This is a genomic window from Streptomyces sp. NPDC004327, assembly GCF_042873935.1.
Taxonomy (GTDB): Bacteria; Actinomycetota; Actinomycetes; order Streptomycetales; family Streptomycetaceae; genus Streptomyces.
The window spans coordinates 160,398-179,140 of record NZ_JBIAME010000011.1; the positions used below are offsets into that span (position 1 = coordinate 160,398).

The window sequence follows — 18,743 nt, forward strand, 5'->3', positions numbered from 1 at the left end:
GCATCCGTGGCCGTAAGCGCTGTGCGGGAGTACGGTGGAGCGCATGACCGACGCCGACGCCCTCGCCTATGACGTGTTCGCGCGCGCCTGCCCCTCGCGCGGCACGCTGGAGCACGTGACGGGCCGCTGGGGCAGCCTCACCCTGGGCGCGCTGCACGACGGCACGTTCCGATTCAACGAGCTGCGCCGCCGGGTGGACGGCGTGAGCGAGAAGATGCTGTCGCAGACCCTGCACGCGCTGGAGCGCGACGGGCTCGTGCACCGCGAGGCCCGGCCCACCAACCCGCCGCGGGTCGACTACCGGCTCACCCCGCTCGGCCGCGAGGTCGCCGAACGGCTCCTCGGCCTCATCCACCTCGTCGAGGGCCGGATGGACCAGGTGCTGGCCGCGCGCGAGAGTTACGACGCGGAGCGCGCCGAGAGCACCGCTCTCACACCGTGACGCGGGGCTCGCGCTGGCAGCGCGGGCAGAAGTAACTGGACCGGTTCATCCACGCGCGCCGGCGCATCGGCGTACCGCAGCGGTGGCAGGGCTCGCCCTCCCGCCCGTAGGCGTCCAGCGAGCGGTCGAAGTAGCCCGACTCGCCGTTCACGTTGACGTACAGCGCGTCGAAGCTGGTGCCGCCGGCCGCCAGGGCCGCGTTCATCACGTCGCGGACGTGCCCGAGCAGCTCCGCGACACGCGGCCGGGTCAGGCTCGCGGTCGGCCGCTCGTAGTGCAGCTTCGCCCGCCACAGCGCCTCGTCCGCGTAGATGTTGCCGACGCCGCTGATCAGCGACTGGTCGAGCAGCGCGCGCTTGATCGTCGTCCGCCGCAGCCGCAGCGCCCGCTGGAAGGCGGCGTCGTCGAAGGCCGGGTCGATCGGGTCGCGGGCGATGTGCGCGATGACGTCCGGGAGGCCGTCCGCGCTGTCCGGGGCGGTGTCGTGCAGCGAGAGCCCGCCGAAGGTGCGCTGGTCGACGAAGCGCAGCTCGGTGCCGGCCGCGTCGTCGAAGCGGATCCGGATGCGCAGGTGCTTCTCGTCCTCGGCGTCCGCCGGCTGGACGAGCAGCTGCCCGCTCATCCCGAGGTGGCCGAGCACGGACGCCTCGCCGCCGTCGAGCGGCAGCCACAGGTACTTGCCGCGGCGCCGCGCCACCCCGAAGGTCTGGCCCGTCAGCCGGGCCGCGAAGTCCGTGCCGCCCTCGACGTGGCGCCGAACGGCCCGCGGGTGCAGGACGTCCACCCCGGCGACGGTCCGCCCGGCGACCCAGCGCTCAAGACCGCGTCGGACGACCTCGACCTCGGGCAACTCGGGCACGGGACTCCTCCGGACGGGCTCGGGACGACTTCTGCAGGCAGCCTACAACCGCCCGCCGGCACCCCGGACAGCACGCTGCCCCCGCCCCTCACGAGGAGGGACGGGGGCAGCGCGTGAGGAAACGCGAAGGAAGACGAAGGTCAGGCCGAGGCCTGGTCCTTCACGGAAGAGGCGTCGGCGGCCTCTCCCGCGGTCGCGGCCTCGGCCGCCGCCGCGCGCTCGGCCGCGGCCGCGTGAATCGCGCGCCACGCGGACTCGGCCGCCTGCTGTTCCGCTTCCTTCTTGCTGCGGCCGGTGCCGGTGCCGTACGAGACACCACCGACGCGGGCGGCAGCAGTGAAGACCTTCTCGTGGTCCGGACCCTCCTCGCTGACGAGGTACTCCGGAACACCGAGCCCCTCGGCCGCGGTCAGCTCCTGGAGACTGGTCTTCCAGTCCAGGCCGGCGCCGAGGTTGGAGGACTTCTCGATCAGCGGGTCGAAGAGCCGGTGCACCAGCTCGGACGCCGCATCGAGACCCTGGTCGAGGTACACCGCGCCGATCACCGCTTCAAGCGTGTCGGCGAGGATGGACGCCTTGTCCCGCCCGCCCGTGCCTTCCTCGCCCCGGCCGAGCCGGATGAAGGAGCCGAGGTCGAGGCCGCGGCCCACCTCCGCCAGCGCCCGAGAGTTGACCACCGCGGCCCGCAGCTTGGCCAGCTGGCCTTCGGGCAGGTCGGGGTGGGTTCGGTAGAGCGTGTCCGTGACCACCAGGCCGAGCACCGAGTCCCCGAGGAACTCCAGCCGCTCGTTGGTGGGCAGACCGCCGTTCTCGTACGCGTACGAACGGTGGGTGAGCGCACGCACCAGAAGGGCGGACTCGAGCTGATACCCGAGCCGCCCTTCCAGAAGCGTGTGAGACGAGGCTGAGTTGACGTGGTCAGACATCGTGCCTCTCACCAGCCTCTCAGACCGAGAGGACCTGGCGCTTGTTGTAGGTGCCGCAGCTCGGGCACGCGATGTGCTGCTGCTTCGGCTCCTGGCAACGCTCGCACGAAACCAGGGGGGTGACCGCAGCCTTCCACTGCGACCGGCGGTGGCGCGTGTTGCTGCGCGACATCTTCCGCTTCGGAACAGCCACGGCTACTTCTCCTGCTCTTCGTCGACACCGGTAGCGGCGCCGCTCATGTTGTCCTTCTCATCGGTTCCCAGCGAACCGGCGAGTCCCTGCAATGCCGCCCAACGGATGTCGACGGCGTCATGGTGGTGGTCCGGGTTGTCGTTCAGGTTGGCTCCGCACTCGGAGCACAGGCCCTCACAGTCCTCCCGGCACACCGGCTGCATGGGCAGTGCGAGCACCACCGCATCGCGCAGCACGGGCTCGAGGTCGAACATGCCGTCCTCGAGGGGGATCATGTCCTCGTCGTCCTCGGCTTCGTCGTCCGCGGCCGCCTTGGAGCGGCCCCGGTCGTCGGAGTCGGGGTACGAGAACATCTCCTGGAAGTCAGCGTCGAGATCGAGCTCGACGGACTCCAGACACCTTACGCACTCCCCCTCGGCCGATGCACGGGCGGTGCCTGTGACAAGCACCCCTTCCATGACCGACTCGAGACGGAGATCGATTTCCACCGGCGCGCCCTCGGGCACCGCGACGACCCCGGCGATCCCCAGATCCCTGGGGGCATCGACCGTGCGGGAGATCCGCTGCATGGCACCAGGACGCCGCCCCAGCTCGTGTGTGTCGAACACGAGGGGATTGCGGTGGTCGAGGCGCGTGCTCAGGGCTCTTCCTGCTTTCGAATCGTTCACATACGTGAGGGGGCTGCCGGATACGGGCAGCACGGACCGCGGAAATACGCGCGACCGAACAGCCAGAATACTGGACGCTTCGCTCAGGGCCCAATCCGGGTCGACGCCCTGGTCAGTGGCCCTGCTCGTAACGGCGCAACTGCTCCAGGTCGATCATGCTCGTGTCGAAGAAGCTGGTCTCGTCGAGCGAGGCGGCCGCCTGCTGGGGCTGGTGCGGCGGCTGGGCGGGCTGCTGCGGCTGCTCGTAGCCGTACTGGCCCTGGTAGGCGTACGGGTCGCCCTGCTGCTGCTGGTACGCGTAGGGGTCCTGCTGCGGGTATCCGTACGGGTCCTGGGCCGGGACCTGGACCGGCTGCTGCTCGTAGCCGTACGGGTCCTGGGCCGGCTGCGCCGGGATCTGCGCGGGCCGCGCCGCCGGTACGGGCTCGGGGTCGGCCAGCTCCGCGAGGCCGGCCAGGTAGTCGGCGTCGCTGGTGTGCAGCGGGGTGCCGGCCGCGTCCTGGGCGGCCATGTGCTCGCCGAGCGCGTCGGTGGCGACCCGGCCCTGGAGCTTCTGGCGGCCCCGGCCGACGGCCTCCAGGGTCGTGCTGAGGACGGCCTCGAAGGCGCCGAGCTTGGCGTCCACGTAGCCGTCGGCGCGCTGGATCAGGGTCTGCGGGTCCGCGCTGTACTCGGGGGCGTCCTCGTCCGCGTACCCCTCGGCGTCGAGGCCGGGGCCGCGGCCGAGCAGCTTCTCGCGGCCGCGGTCGACGGAGGCGATGGTCTTGTTGAGGACCACCTCGAAGTTGGCCAGCTTGGAGTCGACGTAGTCGTCGGCCTCGGCGCGGATCTCCTCGGCCTCCCGGCGGGCCTCGGTGAGGATCCGGTCGGCCTCGCCCTGGGACTGGCGGGCGACCTGGGAGTCGGAGACGATCGAGCCGCGCTCGGCGTGCGCGGCCTCGATGATCCGCTCGGCCTCCTGGCGGGCCTGCTCGACCATCTGCTCGCGCCCGCCGATCAGCTCCCGCGCCTGGGCGAGGGAGTCCGGCAGGGCCGCGCGGAGCTCGTCGAGCAGGGCGAGCAGCTCGGCCCGGTTGAGCACGCAGGACGCCGACATCGGCATGGAGCGGGCGCTGCGGACCGTCGTGACGATCTCGTCGAGCTTCTTCTGCACGTCCACCGGGGCTCGCCACTCTTCTCAGCTGGATGGAGACGGACGGCACGACTGTAAGGCCAGTCGGGCCCGTTCCGTGACCTGGTGACGGAGCGTCAGCGGAGGTGGCCGGGGGTCACGACCGGGTCACTTCTCGCGCAGGCGTTCGGTGAGTCGGCCGAGGACCTGCGGCGGCACCAGGTGGGAGACGTCCCCGCCCCAGGCCGCGACCTCCTTGACCAGCGAGGACGACAGGAAGCTGTACGTCGGGTTGGTGGGCACGAAGAGCGTCTCGACGCCCGAGAGCCCGTTGTTCATCTGGGCCATCTGGAGCTCGTAGTCGAAGTCGCTGACGGCGCGGAGTCCCTTGACGATGGCGGGGATGTCGCGCTGCTTGCAGAAGTCGACGAGCAGTCCGTGGAAGGACTCGACCTCGACGTTGCCGAAGTCGGCGGTGACCTCACGGATGAGCTCGATCCGCTCGTCGACCGTGAACAGGCCCTTCTTCGACTGGTTGATCATCACCGCGACGTGCACCACGTCGTACAGCTTGGAGGCACGGGCGATGATGTCCAGGTGTCCGTTGGTGATGGGGTCGAATGACCCCGGACAGACGGCGCGGCGCAACTTGGGTCCCTCGCTCTCCGGTCCGGTCATCGTGCGTCTTCGCACGTAGAGGCGGCGCGACCGTACCAAAACGTTCCCTCGCCGTAGCGACGGGACCGCAGGGGGTCGAAGCCCTCGGGCCAGCCGAATTCCCCGCCTCGGGTGCTGCGCTCCACGGTGACGAGGGCATCCTCGCCGATCCAGCCCCCGGAGCGCAGTGTGAGGAGGATCTCGCGAAGATCGTCGTCCGAGACGGCGTACGGGGGGTCGAGGAAGACCAGGTCGTACGGCTCGGCCGGGGCCGGTCCGGCCGCGATCTGCTCGGCCTTGCCGGTGCGCAGTTCGGCGCCGGGCAGGCCGAGGCTGCGGATGTTGTCCCGGACGGTCTTCGCGGCGCGCGGGTCGGCCTCGACGAGCAGGGCGTGCGAGGCGCCGCGGGACAGCGCCTCCAGGCCGACGGCGCCGGAGCCCGCGTACAGGTCGGCGACCCGGGCCCCTTCGACTCCGTGGAAGGACTCCCAGGTGGAGAAGAGGCCCTCCCGCGCGCGGTCGGAGGTGGGCCGGGTGCCGGTGCCGGGCGGCACGGCGAGTCGGCGTCCGCCGGCGGTGCCGGCGATCACGCGGGTCATGTGGGTTCCTCGTCATCCATAAACGATTGCGCTCGCAATAGCTTATGGCGGCCGGAACGGGAAAGCTCCGGTGCGGGACCGGGCGGCCGGGTCAGCCCTTGTCCAGGTACTCCTCCCGGTCCTTGTCGAGCAGCGCGTCGAGCGCGGTGCGCAGCTCGGGGTGGGCGGTGAGGCCGGGGTCGGCGAGGACGAGTGCGGTGGCCTCCTCGCGCGCGGCGGCGATGACCTCCTCGTCGTCGATGACGGCGAGCATCCGCAGCGAGGAGCGCACGCCGGACTGGGCCTGGCCGAGGACGTCGCCCTCGCGGCGCTGTTCGAGGTCGATGCGGGAGAGCTCGAAGCCGTCGAGGGTGGCGGCGACGGCGTTCAGGCGCTGGCGGGCCGGGCTGGCCTCGGGCATCTCGGAGACGAGCAGGCAGAGTCCGGCGGCGGAGCCGCGGCCGACGCGGCCGCGGAGCTGGTGCAGCTGGGAGACGCCGAAGCGGTCGGCGTCCATGATCACCATGGCGGTGGCGTTGGGCACGTTGACGCCGACCTCGATGACGGTCGTGGCGACCAGGACGTCCACCTCGCCGGCGGCGAAGCGGCGCATGACGTCGTCCTTGTCGTCCGGGTGCATCCGGCCGTGCAGCACCTCGACGCGCAGTCCGGCGAGCGGGCCGCTGCGCAGCTGCTCGGCGACGTCGAGGACGGCGAGCGGCGGCCGCTTCTCGGCCTCGTCCTCCGGGCCGGCCTTGCGCTTGGCGGTCTGCTTCCGGTCCTCCTCGTCGCCGATGCGCGGGCACACCACGTACGCCTGGTGCCCGGACTCGACCTCCTCGCGGACCCGCTCCCAGGCGCGGGCGAGGAAGTGCGGCTTGTCGGCGGCCGGCACGACGTGGCTGACGATCCGGGAGCGGCCGGCGGGCAGCTGGTCGAGGACGGAGGTCTCCAGGTCGCCGAAGACGGTCATGGCGACCGTGCGCGGGATCGGGGTCGCGGTCATGACGAGCAGGTGCGGCGGCTGCTTCCCCTTGCCGCGCAGGGCGTCACGCTGCTCCACGCCGAAGCGGTGCTGCTCGTCGACGACGACCAGGCCGAGGTCGTGGAACTGCACCTTGTCCTCGATCAGCGCGTGGGTGCCGATGACGAGGCCGGCCTCGCCGGTGACCAGGTCCAGGAGCGCCTGACGCCGCGCGGCCGTCCCCATGGACCCGGTGAGCAGCACCACCTTGGTGGCGTTGTCGGCGCCGCCGAGCATGCCGCCCTCGGCGAGCTCGCCCATCATCTCGGTGACGGACCGGTGGTGCTGCTGGGCGAGGACCTCGGTGGGCGCGAGCATCGCGGCCTGTCCCCCGGCGTCGACGACGGCGAGCATGGCGCGCAGCGCCACCATGGTCTTGCCCGAGCCGACCTCGCCCTGGAGGAGGCGGTGCATCGGGTGTTCGGTGGCGAGGTCGTCGAAGATCTCCTTCGACACCTTCCGCTGGCCGTCGGTGAGGGTGAACGGGAGCTTGGCGTCGAAGGCGGTGAGCAGGCCGTCGGCGGCGGGGCGGCGGGCGACGGCGTGGAGCTGGGTGTCGGCGTGGCGGCGGCGGGCGAGGGCGACCTGGAGGACGAACGCCTCGTCCCACTTGAGGCGGTCGCGGGCGTCCGCGATGTCGGCCTTGGTGCGCGGCCGGTGGATCTTCATGAGCGCGTCGGGCAGGCCGGTGAGACCACGGCCCTCGCGCAGGGCGGGCGGCAGCGGGTCGACGAGGCCCTGCCAGGCGGTGGCGGCCATGGAGTCGAGGGCGATGGAGACGGACTGCTCGATGGTCCAGGACTCCAGCTGCTTGCAGGCCGGGTAGATCGGCAGCAGCTCGTTGGCAAAAGCCCGGACGGTCTCGGTGCTGCTCTCGGCGTCGAGCAGCTTGTACTCGGGGTGCGCGAGCTGGAGACGGCGGTTGAAGAGGCCGACCTTGCCGGCGAACATCGCGCGGCGGCCCGGCAGCAGCTCCTTCTGGTGGAAGTGCACGGTGCGGCCGAAGAACACGAGCTGCATCCGGCCGCTGCCGTCGGTGATCGTCACCTCCAGGCGCTGTCCCTTGCCGCGCCCGCCCTTGTTGAACGTGTGCAGGCGCGCGTCGGCGACCTGGGCGACGACCGTCACGTGCTCGTCCAGGGGCAGGTCCGCGAGCGCGGTGAGCTCGCCGCGCTCGGCGTACCGGCGCGGGTAGTGGTGCAGCAGGTCACCGACCGTGTGCAGGTCCATGTGCTCGGCCATCACCTTGGCGGTGGCGGCGCCGAGCAGCTTCTTGAGGGGTTCGTCGAGCGCGGGCACGAGACCCATTGCACACCACACCACTGACACCCGTCGCGCACCGGGCGGCGGGAAGTCCCCCTGCCCCGGACCCGTCCCGGGCGCCCCCGGGCCCGCTACTCGACGCCGATGAGGAGCGGCGGCGCGCCCTCGCCCGCCTGGTAGGTGGTGGTGTCGACGGCCAAGTACGTGGCGCGGACGTGGCGTTCGAGGGTGTCGGCGAGGGCGGCGGGGGTGTCGGCGGCGGTGATGAGGGTGACGAGTTCGCCGCCGGCCGAGAGCATGCGGTCGAGGACGATGCGGGCGGTGGCGGTGAGGTCCTGGCCGATGACGGCGACGTCGCCCTCGATGAGGCCGAGGACGTCGCCGGCCTGGCAGACGCCGGCGGAGGTGAAGGACTGGTGTTCGGCGACGGCGAGTTCGGCGTAGCGGGTGGCGCCGGCGGCCGCGGTCATGGCGACGACGTCCTCGTCGAAGCGGCGGTCCGGTTCGTGGACGGCGAGGGCGGCGATGCCCTGGACGGCGGCGCGGGTGGGGATGAGGGCGACGCGGACGCCCTCGGCGCGGGCCTGTTCGGCGGCCGCGGCGGCGACGGTGCGCAGCTCGGTGTCGTTGGGGAGGAGGACGACCTCGTGGGCGTGGGTGCGGCGGATGGCTTCGGCGAGTTCCGCGCCGGTGGGCGGCTCGCCGGGGCGGGCGAGCAGGGTGGTGGCGCCGGCCCCGGCGCACAGGCCGGCGAGGCCCTCGCCGGGGACGACGGCGACGATCGCGCGGCCGGCGGGCTCGGTGTGCGCGTCGAAGTGGGTGATGCGGATGCGGTACGGGCGTCCCGCCTCGACGCCGGCCTCGACGGCGGCGCCGGCGTCGTCGGTGTGGACGTGGACGTTCCACAGCCCGTCGCCGCCGACGACGACGAGGGACTCGCCCAGCGCGTCGAGGCGGGCCTTCAGGCGGTCCACGGCGGCGTCGCCGGCCTCCAGGAGGTAGATCACCTCGTACGCGGGTCCCTCGGAGCCCTCGCAGGCGGCGTCGGCGAGGACGGGGTGGTGCACGGGCCCGAGGGGGTGCTCGGGGGGCCGGCCCGTCAGGGTCTCGACGAGCGCGCCGAGCACCGCCACCAGACCGCGTCCTCCGGCGTCCACGACGCCGGCGCGTTCGAGTGCGGCCAACTGCCCGGGGGTCGCGTCCAGGGCCGTCCGGGCCCCCTCGTAGGCCCGTGTGGCCACCGTCACGAGTTCTCCGCCCGGCGCGCAGGCTTCGGCGGCGGCGCGGGCGACGGTGAGGACGGTGCCCTCGACGGGGTGGGCGACGGCCGCGCGGGCCGCGCCGGCGGCGCCGGCGAGGGCGCGGGCGAGGTGATCCCCGTCACCTCCGGCGGCGAGTTCGGCGGCCATCCCGCGCAGCAGCTGGGAGAGGATCGTGCCGGAGTTCCCGCGGGCGCCGAGCAGGGCGCCGTGGGCCATGGCCCGTATGACCTCGGCCACTCCCGCGCCGCCGGGGACCTCGTCCACCGCCCGGGCCGCCGACTCCACCGTCAGGTACAGGTTCGTACCGGTGTCCCCGTCCGCGACGGGGTAGACGTTGATGGCGTCGATCTCCTCGCGCTCTCTGCCGAGGGCCGCCAGCGCCCCCGCGCACCAGGATCGGACGGCTTCGGCGTCGAGGTTCTGCGGGTGCGGGGCTCGCGGCGACGGGTGGGGCAACGCGTGGTCCTCCTGAGCTCTGCGCTGGGTTCACCGCAGCGTAGACCCGGTCCCACCAGGGCTCCGGGGCGGGGGCCGGGCGGAACATGGTAGTTTCGTTCCACCGAAGCGGTCGTTGTATGCTGCTTCGGTTGCCCGGCACTGTCGGGCCATTCCTCCGGCAAGCCACTTCAGATCCTAGATCCGATTCCGGTGCGCCGGATTCACCGTAAATCTGAAGTCTTTGGAGTGACCCGTGGCTGCCAACTGCGACGTCTGCGGCAAGGGGCCGGGCTTCGGCAACAACATTTCGCACTCGCACCGCCGTACGTCTCGTCGCTGGAACCCGAACATCCAGCGTGTGCGTGCCGTGGTCGGTCGGACGCCGAAGCGGCTCAACGTCTGCACCTCGTGCATCAAGGCCGGCAAGGTCTCGCGCTAATTGGTGCTCCCCCGCGTCAAGCGGGGAAAGCCCCGCCGACGTCACGTCGTAGCGCAGCCCCTGCGGTTGCCTTGAAAGGCCGGTTCACCTCGGTGAACCGGCCTTTTGCCATGCCCGGAAACGGTCAGCGCCAGCGCCACGCGTGGTCGACCGGGCCGATGCCCCCGCCCAGCGCGAAGCCGCGCGCGATCGCGCCCGTCACATAGGCCTTCGCCTCGGCCACCGCCGCCGGCACGGCGAGGCCCTTCGCGAGGCCCGATGCCACCGCCGAGGCGAGCGTGCAGCCCGTGCCGTGGGTGTGCCGGTTGTCGTGGCGCGGGGCCCGGAACCAGTGCTCCTCGGTGCCGTCCGTCAGGAAGTCGACGGCCTCCCCGCCCGGGGCTCCGCGGGTGTCGAGGTGCCCGCCCTTGATCAGCGCCCAGCGCGGCCCGTACGCGAGGACCGCGTCGGCCGCCCGCCGCATCCCGTCCTCGTCCTCGACCACGACGCCGGTGAGCTGTGTCACCTCGTCCAGGTTGGGCGTGGCCACGGTGGCGGCCGGCAGCAGCGCGGTACGGACGGAGCCGAGCGCGGAGGCGGCCAGCAGCGGGTCGCCGTGCTTGGAGACGCCGACCGGGTCGACGACCACCGGGGCCGCCACGGAGGCGAGCAGTCCGGCCACCGTCTCGACCAGGGCGGCGGACGCCAGCATGCCGGTCTTGACCGCCTGGACGCCGATGTCGTCGGCGACGGCCCGGAACTGGGCCCGTACGGCCTCCTCGGGCAGCTCCCAGGCGCCCTGGACGCCCCGCGAGTTCTGCGCGGTCACGGCGGTGATCACGCTCATGCCGTGGACGCCGAGCGCCAGCATCGTCTTGAGGTCGGCCTGGATGCCGGCGCCGCCGCCGGAGTCGGATCCGGCGACGGTGAGGACCAGCGGGGGCCGGGAGGTCACTCCGTGCCGCCGAAGTGGTCCCAGCCGCCCTTGCTGTGCCAGGGCGCCCCGTCCACCGTCACCTGCGGCAGCGCGGACGGGTTGAGGACCTCGCCGATGACCTTCCAGCGGGCCGGCAGCTTCACGTCCGGCGGGAAGGTGGCGACGATCGCGTGGTCCTCTCCCCCGGTGAGCACCCACTGGAGCGGGTCGACGCCGACGGCCTGGCCGATGTCGTGCATCTGGGTGGGGATGTCGATGAGGCCGGAGCGCAGGTCGATGCGGACCTTGCTGGCCTCGGCGATGTGCCCGAGGTCGGCGATCAGGCCGTCGCTGACGTCGCACATGGCGGTGGCGCCGAGTCCGGCGGCGGCCGGGCCCGCGTGGTACGGCGGCTCGGGGCGGCGGTGGGCCTCGACGAAGGCGCGCGGGGAGCGGAAGCCGCGGGAGAGCACCGCGTAGCCGGCGGCGGACCAGCCGAGCCAGCCGGTGTAGGCGACGACGTCACCGGGCTGCGCGCCGCCGCGGGTGACCGGGTCGTGGTTGCGCAGATCGCCGAGCGCGGTGATGGAGACCATGATCGTGTCGCCGCGGACGACGTCGCCGCCGACCACCGCGGCGCCCGCGACCTGACATTCGTCGCGCAGTCCGTCCATGAGTTCCGTGGGCCAGGTGACCGGGAGTTCGGCGGGGACGACGAGCCCGAGCAGCAGCGCGGTGGGGACGGCGCCCATGGCGGCGATGTCGGCGAGGTTCTGCGCCGCGGCCTTGCGGCCGACGTCGTACGCCGTCGACCAGTCGCGGCGGAAGTGGCGTCCTTCGAGCAGGATGTCCGTGCTGGCCACCACCCGCCGGTCGGGGGCGGAGACCACGGCGGCGTCGTCGCCGGGCCCGATCCGCACCGCGGGGGTGGAGGTGAGCCGGGAGGTGAGCTCCCTGATGAGCCCGAACTCGCCCAGCTCTCCGACTGTGCCCTTCACCGCGTGTCACCTCGTGTCGTCGTGCCGGCCGCCGCGCCGCTCCGCCGCTCCTCGCCGTGCGGGTCGCGGGCCGTCACCGTGCCGGATACCGTCAAGTTAACCGTCCGAGCGGACGGTCGACTTCTCATCTGACCGTCAACTTCTCATCTGCCTGCGCCACACCACGGGCGCCTCCGGGCGCGGAGGTCTCCCCGCGGCCCGCGGCGACGCGGTACCGTGGCGTCTCTTTCTCCCACAAGATCCTCGTGGCCGCCCTGGAGGTTCCGTGGTACAGGCGTACATCCTTATTCAGACCGAGGTGGGCAAGGCGTCGACCGTCGCCGAGACCATCGCCAAGATCACTGGAGTCATCCAGGCCGAGGACGTGACGGGTCCCTATGACGTGATCGTGCGCGCCGAGGCCGACACCGTGGACGCGCTCGGCCGCATGGTGGTCGCCAAGGTCCAGCAAGTGGAAGGCATCACCCGCACCCTCACCTGCCCGGTCGTGCATATCTAGCCCCCGTCTACCCTTGGCCGGTGATGTCTTCCCACCGGCCCTTCGGCCTGTCCGCCTCCGCCGCCGCGGTCGGCGTCCTGCTGCTCGCCGTCGCGGGCTGTTCCTCCGCGGACGCGAAGCCGTCGGTGGCCGTTCCCGGTCCTCCGGCGGCCGAGGCCGCCTTCTGCCGTGCGCTCGCGAAGGAGTTGCCCGACACCGTGGCCGGTCTGGAGCGGACCGGCACCGAGCCGGAGTCCGAGCTGACCGCCGCGTGGGGGGATGCGGCGATCGTACTGCGCTGCGGGGTCCCCCGGCCCGAAAAGATGAACGATCCGCAGGCACAGGGGATCGACGCGAACGGCGTCAACTGGCTGTTCGAGCCGCGCGAGGGCGACGGACCCCGCTTCACCACGACGTACCGCAAGACCTACGTCGAGGTGACGCTGGACAAGCGGTACGCGCACGACGTCGGCCCGCTCGTGGATCTCGCCGGCCCGGTGAAGAAGGCCGTCCCGCCCAGTCTCTGAGCGGGACGGTGTCGCCCAGGGCCTGTCCGGCGGATCAGGCCCTAGCGCAGGCCGGTGGAACGGTTGAGCGCGGCCTGGATGAGCCGGTCGACCAGCTCCGGGTAGCCGACGCCGCTCTCCTGCCACATGCGCGGGTACATGGAGATGGGCGTGAAGCCGGGCATGGTGTTGATCTCGTTGATGACGAACCCGCCGTCCTCGGTGAGGAAGAAGTCGGCGCGCACCAGGCCCTCGCAGGACACCGACTCGTAGGCGAGCACGGCGAGGCGCTGGACCTCGGCGGTGGCCTCGTCGCCGATCGGCGCGGGCACCAGGCCGGAGGCCGAGTCGATGTACTTGGCCTCGAAGTCGTAGAAGTCGTGGTCGGTGACCGGCGGGATCTCGGCCGGCACGCTGGCGCGCGGGCCGTCCTCGAACTCCAGGACGCCGCACTCGATCTCACGGCCGCGGACCAGCGCCTCGACGATGATCTTCGGGTCGAAGCGGCGGGCCTCCTCGACGGCCTCGTCCAGGCCGGAGAGGTCGTCGACCTTGGTGATGCCGACGGAGGAGCCGCCACGGGCCGGCTTCACGAAGAGCGGCCAGCCGTGGTCGGCGGCGAACTCCACGATCTTCTTGCGGGCGGCGGCCGGGTTCTGCTCCCACTCGCGCGGCCGGATGACCTCGTACGGGCCGACGGGCAGACCGAAGGAGACGAAGACGCGCTTCATGTACTCCTTGTCCTGGCCGACGGCGGAGGCGAGGACGCCCGCGCCGACGTACGGGATGCCGGAGAGCTCCAGGAGGCCCTGGAGGGTGCCGTCCTCGCCGTACGGGCCGTGCAGCATCGGGAAGACCACGTCGACCTCGCCGAGGGCCTGCGGCAGCGCGCCGGGCTCGCTCAGGACGACCTCGCGGCTGGCCGGGTCGACGGGCAGGACCACGCCGCCGGTCTCGGACTCGGCGAGCTGGGCGACGTCCGGCAGGGCACGGTCGGCGATCGCCATCCGCTCGGGGGCGTCGGCGGTCAGCGCCCAGCGCCCCTCCCGGGTGATGCCGATGGGCAGCACGTCGTACTTGTCCCGGTCGATGGCGCTGAGGACGGCGCCGGCGGTGACGACGGAGATGGCGTGCTCGGAGCTGCGTCCGCCGAAGACGACGGCCACGCGCGGCTTGCGGGGGCTCTGGGTGTTCTCGCTCATATCGCGATGAGCGTACCTTGCGGCGTCCGAACTCCTGAGCGCCCCGCTTCCGCTTGGCGCGTCCGGCTCAGCGGCGCTCCGCCTTGGCGCTGCGCGACATCAGCTCCTTGAGCGCGACGACCGGCGGCTTGCCCTCGTGGACGATCGACACGACCGTCTCGGTGATGGGCATGTCGACGCCGTGCCGGCGGGCCAGATCGAGCACGGACTCGCAGGACTTGACGCCCTCGGCGGTCTGCTTGGTGGCCGCGATGGTCTCCTGGAGGGTCATCCCGCGGCCCAGGTTGGTGCCGAAGGTGTTGTTCCGGGAGAGCGGCGAGGAGCAGGTGGCGACGAGGTCGCCGAGGCCCGCGAGGCCGGAGAAGGTGAGCGGGTCGGCGCCCATGGCGAGGCCGAGCCGGGTGGTCTCGGCCAGGCCGCGGGTGATGAGCGTGGCCTTGGAGTTGTCGCCGAGGCCCATGCCGTTCGCGATGCCGACGGCGAGGCCGATGACGTTCTTGACGGCTCCGCCGAGCTCGCAGCCGACGACGTCGGTGTTGGTGTACGGGCGGAAGTACGGGGTCATGCAGGCGGCCTGGAACCGCTGGGCGACGGTCTCGTCGACGCAGGCGACGACGGCGGCGGCGGGCTGCCGGGCCGCGATCTCCAGGGCCAGGTTGGGGCCGGTGAGGACGGCCACGCGCTCGGCGGGCACCTCCGCGACCTCCATGACGACCTCGCTCATCCGCTCGGCGGTGCCGAGTTCGACGCCCTTCATCAGGGAGACGAGGACGGTGTCCGGGGCGAGCAGCGGCTTCCAGGCGGCGAGGTTCTCGCGCAGCGTCTGGGAGGGCACGACGAGGACGGTGAAGTCGGCGTCGCGGGCGGCCTCGGCGGCGTCGGCGGTGGCCGTGATGCCCTTGGGGAGTTCGACCCCGGGCAGGTAGTCGGGGTTGGTCCCGGTGGTGTTGATCGTCTCCGCGAGGGCGGCGCGCCGGCCCCAGAGGCTGACCTCGCAGCCCGCGTCGGCGAGCACCATGGCGAAGGCGGTGCCCCAGGATCCGTTGCCGAAGACGGCTGCCTTGGTCACTTCTTGCCTTCCCCCGCGGCCTTGCGGCGCTGCTCCAGGCGCGCCTTCCTGTGGTCGTACGGCTCGGCCGGGGCCCGCTCTCCGCGGACCTCCTCGAGGATCCGCGTGATGGCCGCCATGATCTCCTCGGTGGCCTCGCGCAGCACCTCGGGCGTGGGCTCGAGGTCGTAGAAGCGGGAGAGGTCGACGGGCGGACCGGCCTGCACGATCAGGGTCTTGCGCGGCCACAGCCGCAGCTTGTTCTCCTTGGCGTACGGCGGCATCGCGAGGTTGGCGCCCCACTGGGCGACCGGGATCACGGGCACCTTGGTGAGCAGCGCGACCCGGGCGGCGCCGGTCTTGCCGGCCATGGGCCACATCTCGGGGTCGCGGGTGAGGGTGCCCTCGGGATAGAAGGCGACGCACTCGCCGTGCTCGATGGCGTCGACGGCGGCCCGGAAGGCGTCCAGGGCGTTGGTGGTCTCGCGGTAGACCGGGATCTGGCCGGTGTTGCGCAGCATCATGCCGACGAACGAGCTCTTGAAGAGGCCGGCCTTCGCCAGGAAGCGGGGCACGCGGCCGGTGTTGTACTGGTAGTGCGCGTAGGACAGCGGGTCCAGGTACGAGTTGTGGTTCACCGCGGTGATGAAGCCGCCGTCGGCCGGGATGTGCTCCGTTCCGCGCCAGTCCCGCTTGAACAGCACCACCAGCGGGGGTTTGGCGATGACCGCCGCCAGGCGGTACCAGAAGCCGATTCTGCGGCGGGACACTCGGACACCTTTCTCCGGACGGGTGCGCAAGGGGTCAATGGTCCCCCCCTGCTCCTGGGCTGTCGAGGACACCGTACGCCCCGGGGCCCGGCCGGTTCGCGCGGACGGGAGGGAACTCCGGGGGCGCGGGCGGGGGGAAGAAGGCCGGGGCGGGCGGGAAGAATGGCGTCCGATGAAGAGCTACGCCGACGAGACCGCGTACGACGACTGGTCGCTGGTCGTGCCCCTGAAGCCGCTGGCGCGGGCCAAGAGCCGCCTCGCCCCGGCGGTGGGCGGTTCGCTGCGGCGTCTGCTGGCGCTCGCGTTCGCCGAGGACACGGTGGCGGCGGTCCTCGCCTGCCCCGCGGTCCGGGATGTGGCGGTCGTCACGGACGATCCGGCCGCGGCGGGGGCGCTGGCGGCGCTCGGGGCGCGGATCGTGCCGGACGCGCCGGCCGCGGGACTCAACGGGGCGCTGGCGCACGGGGCCCGCGCGGTGCGGGCGGGGCGGCCCAGGGCGCGGGTGGCGGCCCTGAACGCGGACCTTCCGGCGCTGCGTCCGGCCGAGCTGGCCCGGGTGCTGTCGGTGGCCGGGCAATTCCCGCGGGCATTTCTCGCGGATGCCGCCGAAATAGGTACGACATTCCTCTCGGCCGGTCCGGGCGCGGAATTGGAACCGGCATTCGGAGGGGCTTCGCGACGCCGGCATTTGTCGTCGGGCGCGGTGGAAATCCGGCTGGCCGGGGTGGATTCCGTACGCCGGGACGTGGACACCGGGGAGGACCTGGCGGCCGCCCTGGCGCTCGGCGTGGGGCCGCGGACGGCGGCCCGCTGGGTGCGGGCCGGATAGGCTGCGGTCCATGCAGGCGACCGCGTACACGTACGACCCCGAGACCCACAGCGGCAGTGTGCTGCTCGACGACGGCACCCCGGTGGAGTTCGGGGCCGAGGCCTTCACCGCGGGCGGGCTGCTGCTGCTGCGGCCGGGGCAGCGGGTGCGGATCGAGACGGAGGGCGAGGGCGCGGCCCGCCGGATCACGCTGGTGACGCTGCAGACGTTCTAGAGCTGCTGACGCCGCAGACGTTCCAGAACCGCGCGTACGGCCGGGTGCACGGCCGCTCGTACAGCGTTTCGCACGGCCTCTCATTCGGCCGGAAATCCCCTTGTGCGCGCCGCGGGCCGGGCTCCCCGACAGGGAGCCCGGCCCGGCGTATGAGCACGCGCCGCCTTACTTCTTCGCGGCGGTGGTCTTCTTCGCGGTGGTCTTGCGCGCCGTCGTCTTCTTGGCGGGCGCCTTCTTCGCGGTGGCCTTCTTCGCCGGCGCGGTCTTCTTGGCGACGGTCTTCTTCGCGGCGGCCGTGGTCTTCTTGGCGGCCGCCGTGGTCTTCTTCGCCGCGGCGGTGGTGGTCTTCTTGGCGGCGGCCGTGGTCTTCTTCGTCGCCGTCGTGGCCTTCTTCGCCGCGGCGGCGGTGGTCTTCTTGGCGGCGGCCGTGGTCTTCTTCGCCGGAGTCGCCTTCTTCGCGGCGGCCTTCTTGGCGGTGGTGGCCTTCTTGGCCGCGGCCTTCTTCACGGTGGCGGAGGCGGCTCCACCCATGAGGCTGCCCTTCGGCGCCTTCTTGACGGAGACCTCGCCGCCCTTGGGGAGCTTCTTCGAGCCGCTGACCAGGTCCTTGAAGCCCTGACCCGCACGGAAGCGCGGAACGGAGGTCTTCTTGACCCGCACGCGCTCGCCCGTCTGCGGGTTACGGGCGTAGCGAGCGGGGCGGTCGACCTTCTCGAACGACCCGAAGCCGGTGACCGAGACCCGGTCGCCGGAGACCACGGCGCGCACGATGGCGTCGAGCACGTGGTCGACGGCTTCGGCGGCCTGCTGGCGGCCGCCCAACTTGTCGGCAATCGCTTCTACGAGCTGCGCCTTGTTCACGTCTTCCCCTTCGGAGACTTTGCCAGAACGAAAGTGTTCAAGCTTTTTCGCACGTTAGGCATGTATATACCGCAAATCAAACACGAAACGGGCTAATCACCCTAGTGCCGCAACGCGAAAGAGCCGTTACGGAGTTCCAGGTGTCAGTCGTCTTCAGGGAATCGACCCTCGTCGAGGTCCTTCAGGTCCTTCATCAACCGGTCCAGACGCGTTGCCACGTCCGTGATGTCGTGCTTCGCCGCGGCCGTGAGGACCAGCAGCTTCCGGGACAGCGCCATCCTTACGCCCTCCGGGACTTGCAGTTCGCGCACCCTTCTGTGCGCTTCCTTCAATCGGGCGGCGACGGCCTCGTAGAGCTCGAGTTGGCTGTCGCGTTCCATGCACCGATTGTGCCATCTAGGGCGAGTTGTCGCCCGACCGGGCCTCAACAAGCGACTGCGCCCCCCACCGGGCGGTGGGGGGCGCAGTACTGGAAACGCGCTGCTCAGACCGTAATTGTACGGGGCTTGAAGGACGGCCGAGCGGCCTCGTAGGCGGCGATGTCCGCTTCGTTCTGAAGGGTGAGGCTGATGTCGTCCAGACCGTTCAGCAGTCGCCAGCGGGCGTTCTCGTCGAGCTCGAAGTCGGCGTCGATCCCGGCCGCGAGGACCTTGCGGGCCTGCAGGTCGACGGTGACCTCGGCGGTCGGGTCGGCCTCGGTGAGCTCCCAGAGGGCGTCCACGGTGGCCTGCGGCAGGACGACGGTGAGCAGGCCGTTCTTCAGCGAGTTGCCGCGGAAGATGTCGGCGAAGCGGCTGGAGATCACGGTCTTGAAGCCGTAGTTCTGCAGCGCCCAGACGGCGTGCTCGCGGGAGGAGCCGGTGCCGAAGTCGGGGCCGGCGACCAGGACCGAGGCGCCCTGGCGCTCGGGGCGGTTGAGGACGAACTCCTCGTCCTTGCGCCAGGCCTCGAAGAGGCCGTCCTCGAAGCCGTCGCGGGTGACCTTCTTCAGCCAGTGCGCCGGGATGATCTGGTCGGTGTCGACGTTGCTGCGGCGCAGCGGAACGGCGCGGCCGGTGTGCGTGGTGAAGGCTTCCATGATT

General features: G+C 71.8%; 23 protein-coding genes. 6 read left to right on the plus strand and 17 right to left on the minus strand.

The window, feature by feature from the left end; translation table 11 throughout:
* The first annotated feature begins 43 nt into the window (after positions 1–43).
* Entirely contained in the window at positions 44–442 is a 399-nt protein-coding gene (locus tag ACFYU9_RS32445) for a winged helix-turn-helix transcriptional regulator (RefSeq protein ID WP_389208940.1), read from the plus strand.
* On the opposite strand, the gene mutM is transcribed toward ACFYU9_RS32445, so the two are convergent.
* From mutM to ACFYU9_RS32490, 9 genes are all read right to left on the minus strand, one after another.
* Positions 432–1,301, minus strand: coding sequence for a bifunctional DNA-formamidopyrimidine glycosylase/DNA-(apurinic or apyrimidinic site) lyase (mutM, locus tag ACFYU9_RS32450; RefSeq protein WP_389208938.1), 870 nt, complete (start codon positions 1,299–1,301; stop codon positions 432–434). The genes ACFYU9_RS32445 and mutM overlap by 11 nt on opposite strands.
* Positions 1,302–1,441: 140 nt before the next feature.
* Entirely contained in the window at positions 1,442–2,227 is a 786-nt protein-coding gene (gene rnc, locus ACFYU9_RS32455; protein WP_389208936.1) for a ribonuclease III, read from the minus strand.
* Positions 2,228–2,246: 19 nt separating this feature from the next.
* Positions 2,247–2,420 carry a 50S ribosomal protein L32 gene (rpmF, locus tag ACFYU9_RS32460; protein WP_030195083.1) on the minus strand — a complete coding sequence of 58 codons (174 nt, stop codon included), beginning with the start codon at positions 2,418–2,420 and terminating at the stop codon, positions 2,247–2,249.
* A 2-nt stretch (positions 2,421–2,422) separates the two neighbouring features.
* A complete protein-coding gene (locus tag ACFYU9_RS32465) occupies positions 2,423–2,989 on the minus strand; it encodes a YceD family protein (RefSeq protein ID WP_389208934.1) in 567 nt (188 codons plus the stop codon).
* A gap of 211 nt (positions 2,990–3,200) precedes the next feature.
* Positions 3,201–4,247, minus strand: a complete 1,047-nt coding sequence (locus tag ACFYU9_RS32470; RefSeq protein WP_389347195.1) for a cell division initiation protein — start codon at positions 4,245–4,247, stop codon at positions 3,201–3,203.
* 120 nt (positions 4,248–4,367) lie between these two features.
* Positions 4,368–4,847: a pantetheine-phosphate adenylyltransferase gene (gene coaD / locus ACFYU9_RS32475; RefSeq protein ID WP_389209230.1), complete on the minus strand. Its 480-nt coding sequence runs from the start codon at positions 4,845–4,847 to the stop codon at positions 4,368–4,370.
* Between the two features lie 26 nt (positions 4,848–4,873).
* Positions 4,874–5,455: a 16S rRNA (guanine(966)-N(2))-methyltransferase RsmD gene (gene rsmD / locus ACFYU9_RS32480; RefSeq protein ID WP_389347197.1), complete on the minus strand. Its 582-nt coding sequence runs from the start codon at positions 5,453–5,455 to the stop codon at positions 4,874–4,876.
* Between the two features lie 91 nt (positions 5,456–5,546).
* Positions 5,547–7,766, minus strand: coding sequence for an ATP-dependent DNA helicase RecG (gene recG / locus ACFYU9_RS32485; RefSeq protein WP_389347199.1), 2,220 nt, complete (start codon positions 7,764–7,766; stop codon positions 5,547–5,549).
* An 86-nt stretch (positions 7,767–7,852) separates the two neighbouring features.
* Complete coding sequence (locus ACFYU9_RS32490) at positions 7,853–9,439, minus strand: DAK2 domain-containing protein (protein WP_389347201.1); 1,587 nt, start codon at positions 9,437–9,439, stop codon at positions 7,853–7,855.
* Between the two features lie 235 nt (positions 9,440–9,674).
* Between ACFYU9_RS32490 and rpmB the strand changes: the two genes are divergently transcribed.
* Entirely contained in the window at positions 9,675–9,860 is a 186-nt protein-coding gene (rpmB, locus tag ACFYU9_RS32495) for a 50S ribosomal protein L28 (RefSeq protein WP_003957616.1), read from the plus strand.
* Positions 9,861–9,984: 124 nt separating this feature from the next.
* On the opposite strand, the gene thiD is transcribed toward rpmB, so the two are convergent.
* Both thiD and ACFYU9_RS32505 read right to left on the minus strand, forming a co-directional pair.
* The gene (thiD, locus tag ACFYU9_RS32500) at positions 9,985–10,794 is read right to left on the minus strand and encodes a bifunctional hydroxymethylpyrimidine kinase/phosphomethylpyrimidine kinase (RefSeq protein WP_389347203.1); all 810 of its coding nucleotides are present in this window, start codon (positions 10,792–10,794) and stop codon (positions 9,985–9,987) included.
* The gene (locus ACFYU9_RS32505) at positions 10,791–11,753 is read right to left on the minus strand and encodes a thiamine-phosphate kinase (protein WP_389208922.1); all 963 of its coding nucleotides are present in this window, start codon (positions 11,751–11,753) and stop codon (positions 10,791–10,793) included. The genes thiD and ACFYU9_RS32505 overlap by 4 nt, the downstream gene beginning before the upstream one ends.
* A 265-nt stretch (positions 11,754–12,018) precedes the next feature.
* Here ACFYU9_RS32505 and ACFYU9_RS32510 point away from each other — a divergent pair, with 265 nt between their 5' ends.
* The gene (locus ACFYU9_RS32510) at positions 12,019–12,252 is read left to right on the plus strand and encodes an Lrp/AsnC ligand binding domain-containing protein (protein ID WP_389208920.1); all 234 of its coding nucleotides are present in this window, start codon (positions 12,019–12,021) and stop codon (positions 12,250–12,252) included.
* A gap of 23 nt (positions 12,253–12,275) precedes the next feature.
* Entirely contained in the window at positions 12,276–12,758 is a 483-nt protein-coding gene (locus ACFYU9_RS32515) for a DUF3515 domain-containing protein (protein ID WP_389209228.1), read from the plus strand.
* Between the two features lie 41 nt (positions 12,759–12,799).
* On the opposite strand, the gene ACFYU9_RS32520 is transcribed toward ACFYU9_RS32515, so the two are convergent.
* From ACFYU9_RS32520 to ACFYU9_RS32530, 3 genes are all read right to left on the minus strand, one after another.
* A complete protein-coding gene (locus ACFYU9_RS32520) occupies positions 12,800–13,939 on the minus strand; it encodes a D-alanine--D-alanine ligase family protein (RefSeq protein ID WP_389208918.1) in 1,140 nt (379 codons plus the stop codon).
* 67 nt (positions 13,940–14,006) lie between these two features.
* Positions 14,007–15,008 (minus strand): NAD(P)H-dependent glycerol-3-phosphate dehydrogenase, encoded by a 1,002-nt coding sequence (locus tag ACFYU9_RS32525; protein ID WP_389208917.1) that lies wholly within the window; start codon positions 15,006–15,008, stop codon positions 14,007–14,009.
* Positions 15,005–15,757, minus strand: a complete 753-nt coding sequence (locus tag ACFYU9_RS32530) for a lysophospholipid acyltransferase family protein (protein WP_389208915.1) — start codon at positions 15,755–15,757, stop codon at positions 15,005–15,007. The genes ACFYU9_RS32525 and ACFYU9_RS32530 overlap by 4 nt, the downstream gene beginning before the upstream one ends.
* 172 nt (positions 15,758–15,929) lie before the next feature.
* On the opposite strand from ACFYU9_RS32530, the gene cofC reads away from it, so the two are divergent.
* Complete coding sequence (gene cofC, locus ACFYU9_RS32535; protein WP_389347205.1) at positions 15,930–16,586, plus strand: 2-phospho-L-lactate guanylyltransferase; 657 nt, start codon at positions 15,930–15,932, stop codon at positions 16,584–16,586.
* 10 nt (positions 16,587–16,596) lie between these two features.
* Positions 16,597–16,800 (plus strand): hypothetical protein, encoded by a 204-nt coding sequence (locus ACFYU9_RS32540; RefSeq protein WP_389208911.1) that lies wholly within the window; start codon positions 16,597–16,599, stop codon positions 16,798–16,800.
* Between the two features lie 165 nt (positions 16,801–16,965).
* On the opposite strand, the gene ACFYU9_RS32545 is transcribed toward ACFYU9_RS32540, so the two are convergent.
* The 3 genes from ACFYU9_RS32545 to leuD form a co-directional block, all read right to left on the minus strand.
* Entirely contained in the window at positions 16,966–17,661 is a 696-nt protein-coding gene (locus ACFYU9_RS32545; RefSeq protein ID WP_389208909.1) for an HU family DNA-binding protein, read from the minus strand.
* 143 nt (positions 17,662–17,804) lie between these two features.
* Positions 17,805–18,041, minus strand: coding sequence for a hypothetical protein (locus tag ACFYU9_RS32550; protein WP_389208908.1), 237 nt, complete (start codon positions 18,039–18,041; stop codon positions 17,805–17,807).
* Between the two features lie 104 nt (positions 18,042–18,145).
* A complete protein-coding gene (gene leuD, locus ACFYU9_RS32555) occupies positions 18,146–18,739 on the minus strand; it encodes a 3-isopropylmalate dehydratase small subunit (RefSeq protein ID WP_389208906.1) in 594 nt (197 codons plus the stop codon).
* Positions 18,740–18,743 lie beyond the last annotated feature (4 nt).

Coding starts and splice junctions, on each gene's coding strand:
- leuD (WP_389208906.1), bottom strand. CDS start 18,739: ATGGAAGCCTTCACCACGCACACCGGCCGCGCCGTTCCGCTGCGCCGC.
- ACFYU9_RS32465 (WP_389208934.1), bottom strand. CDS start 2,989: ATGCAGCGGATCTCCCGCACGGTCGATGCCCCCAGGGATCTGGGGATC.
- ACFYU9_RS32520 (WP_389208918.1), bottom strand. CDS start 13,939: ATGAGCGAGAACACCCAGAGCCCCCGCAAGCCGCGCGTGGCCGTCGTC.
- ACFYU9_RS32515 (WP_389209228.1), top strand. CDS start 12,276: ATGTCTTCCCACCGGCCCTTCGGCCTGTCCGCCTCCGCCGCCGCGGTC.
- recG (WP_389347199.1), bottom strand. CDS start 7,766: ATGGGTCTCGTGCCCGCGCTCGACGAACCCCTCAAGAAGCTGCTCGGC.
- ACFYU9_RS32550 (WP_389208908.1), bottom strand. CDS start 18,041: ATGGAACGCGACAGCCAACTCGAGCTCTACGAGGCCGTCGCCGCCCGA.
- rnc (WP_389208936.1), bottom strand. CDS start 2,227: ATGTCTGACCACGTCAACTCAGCCTCGTCTCACACGCTTCTGGAAGGG.
- ACFYU9_RS32445 (WP_389208940.1), top strand. CDS start 44: ATGACCGACGCCGACGCCCTCGCCTATGACGTGTTCGCGCGCGCCTGC.
- ACFYU9_RS32540 (WP_389208911.1), top strand. CDS start 16,597: ATGCAGGCGACCGCGTACACGTACGACCCCGAGACCCACAGCGGCAGT.
- rsmD (WP_389347197.1), bottom strand. CDS start 5,455: ATGACCCGCGTGATCGCCGGCACCGCCGGCGGACGCCGACTCGCCGTG.
- cofC (WP_389347205.1), top strand. CDS start 15,930: ATGAAGAGCTACGCCGACGAGACCGCGTACGACGACTGGTCGCTGGTC.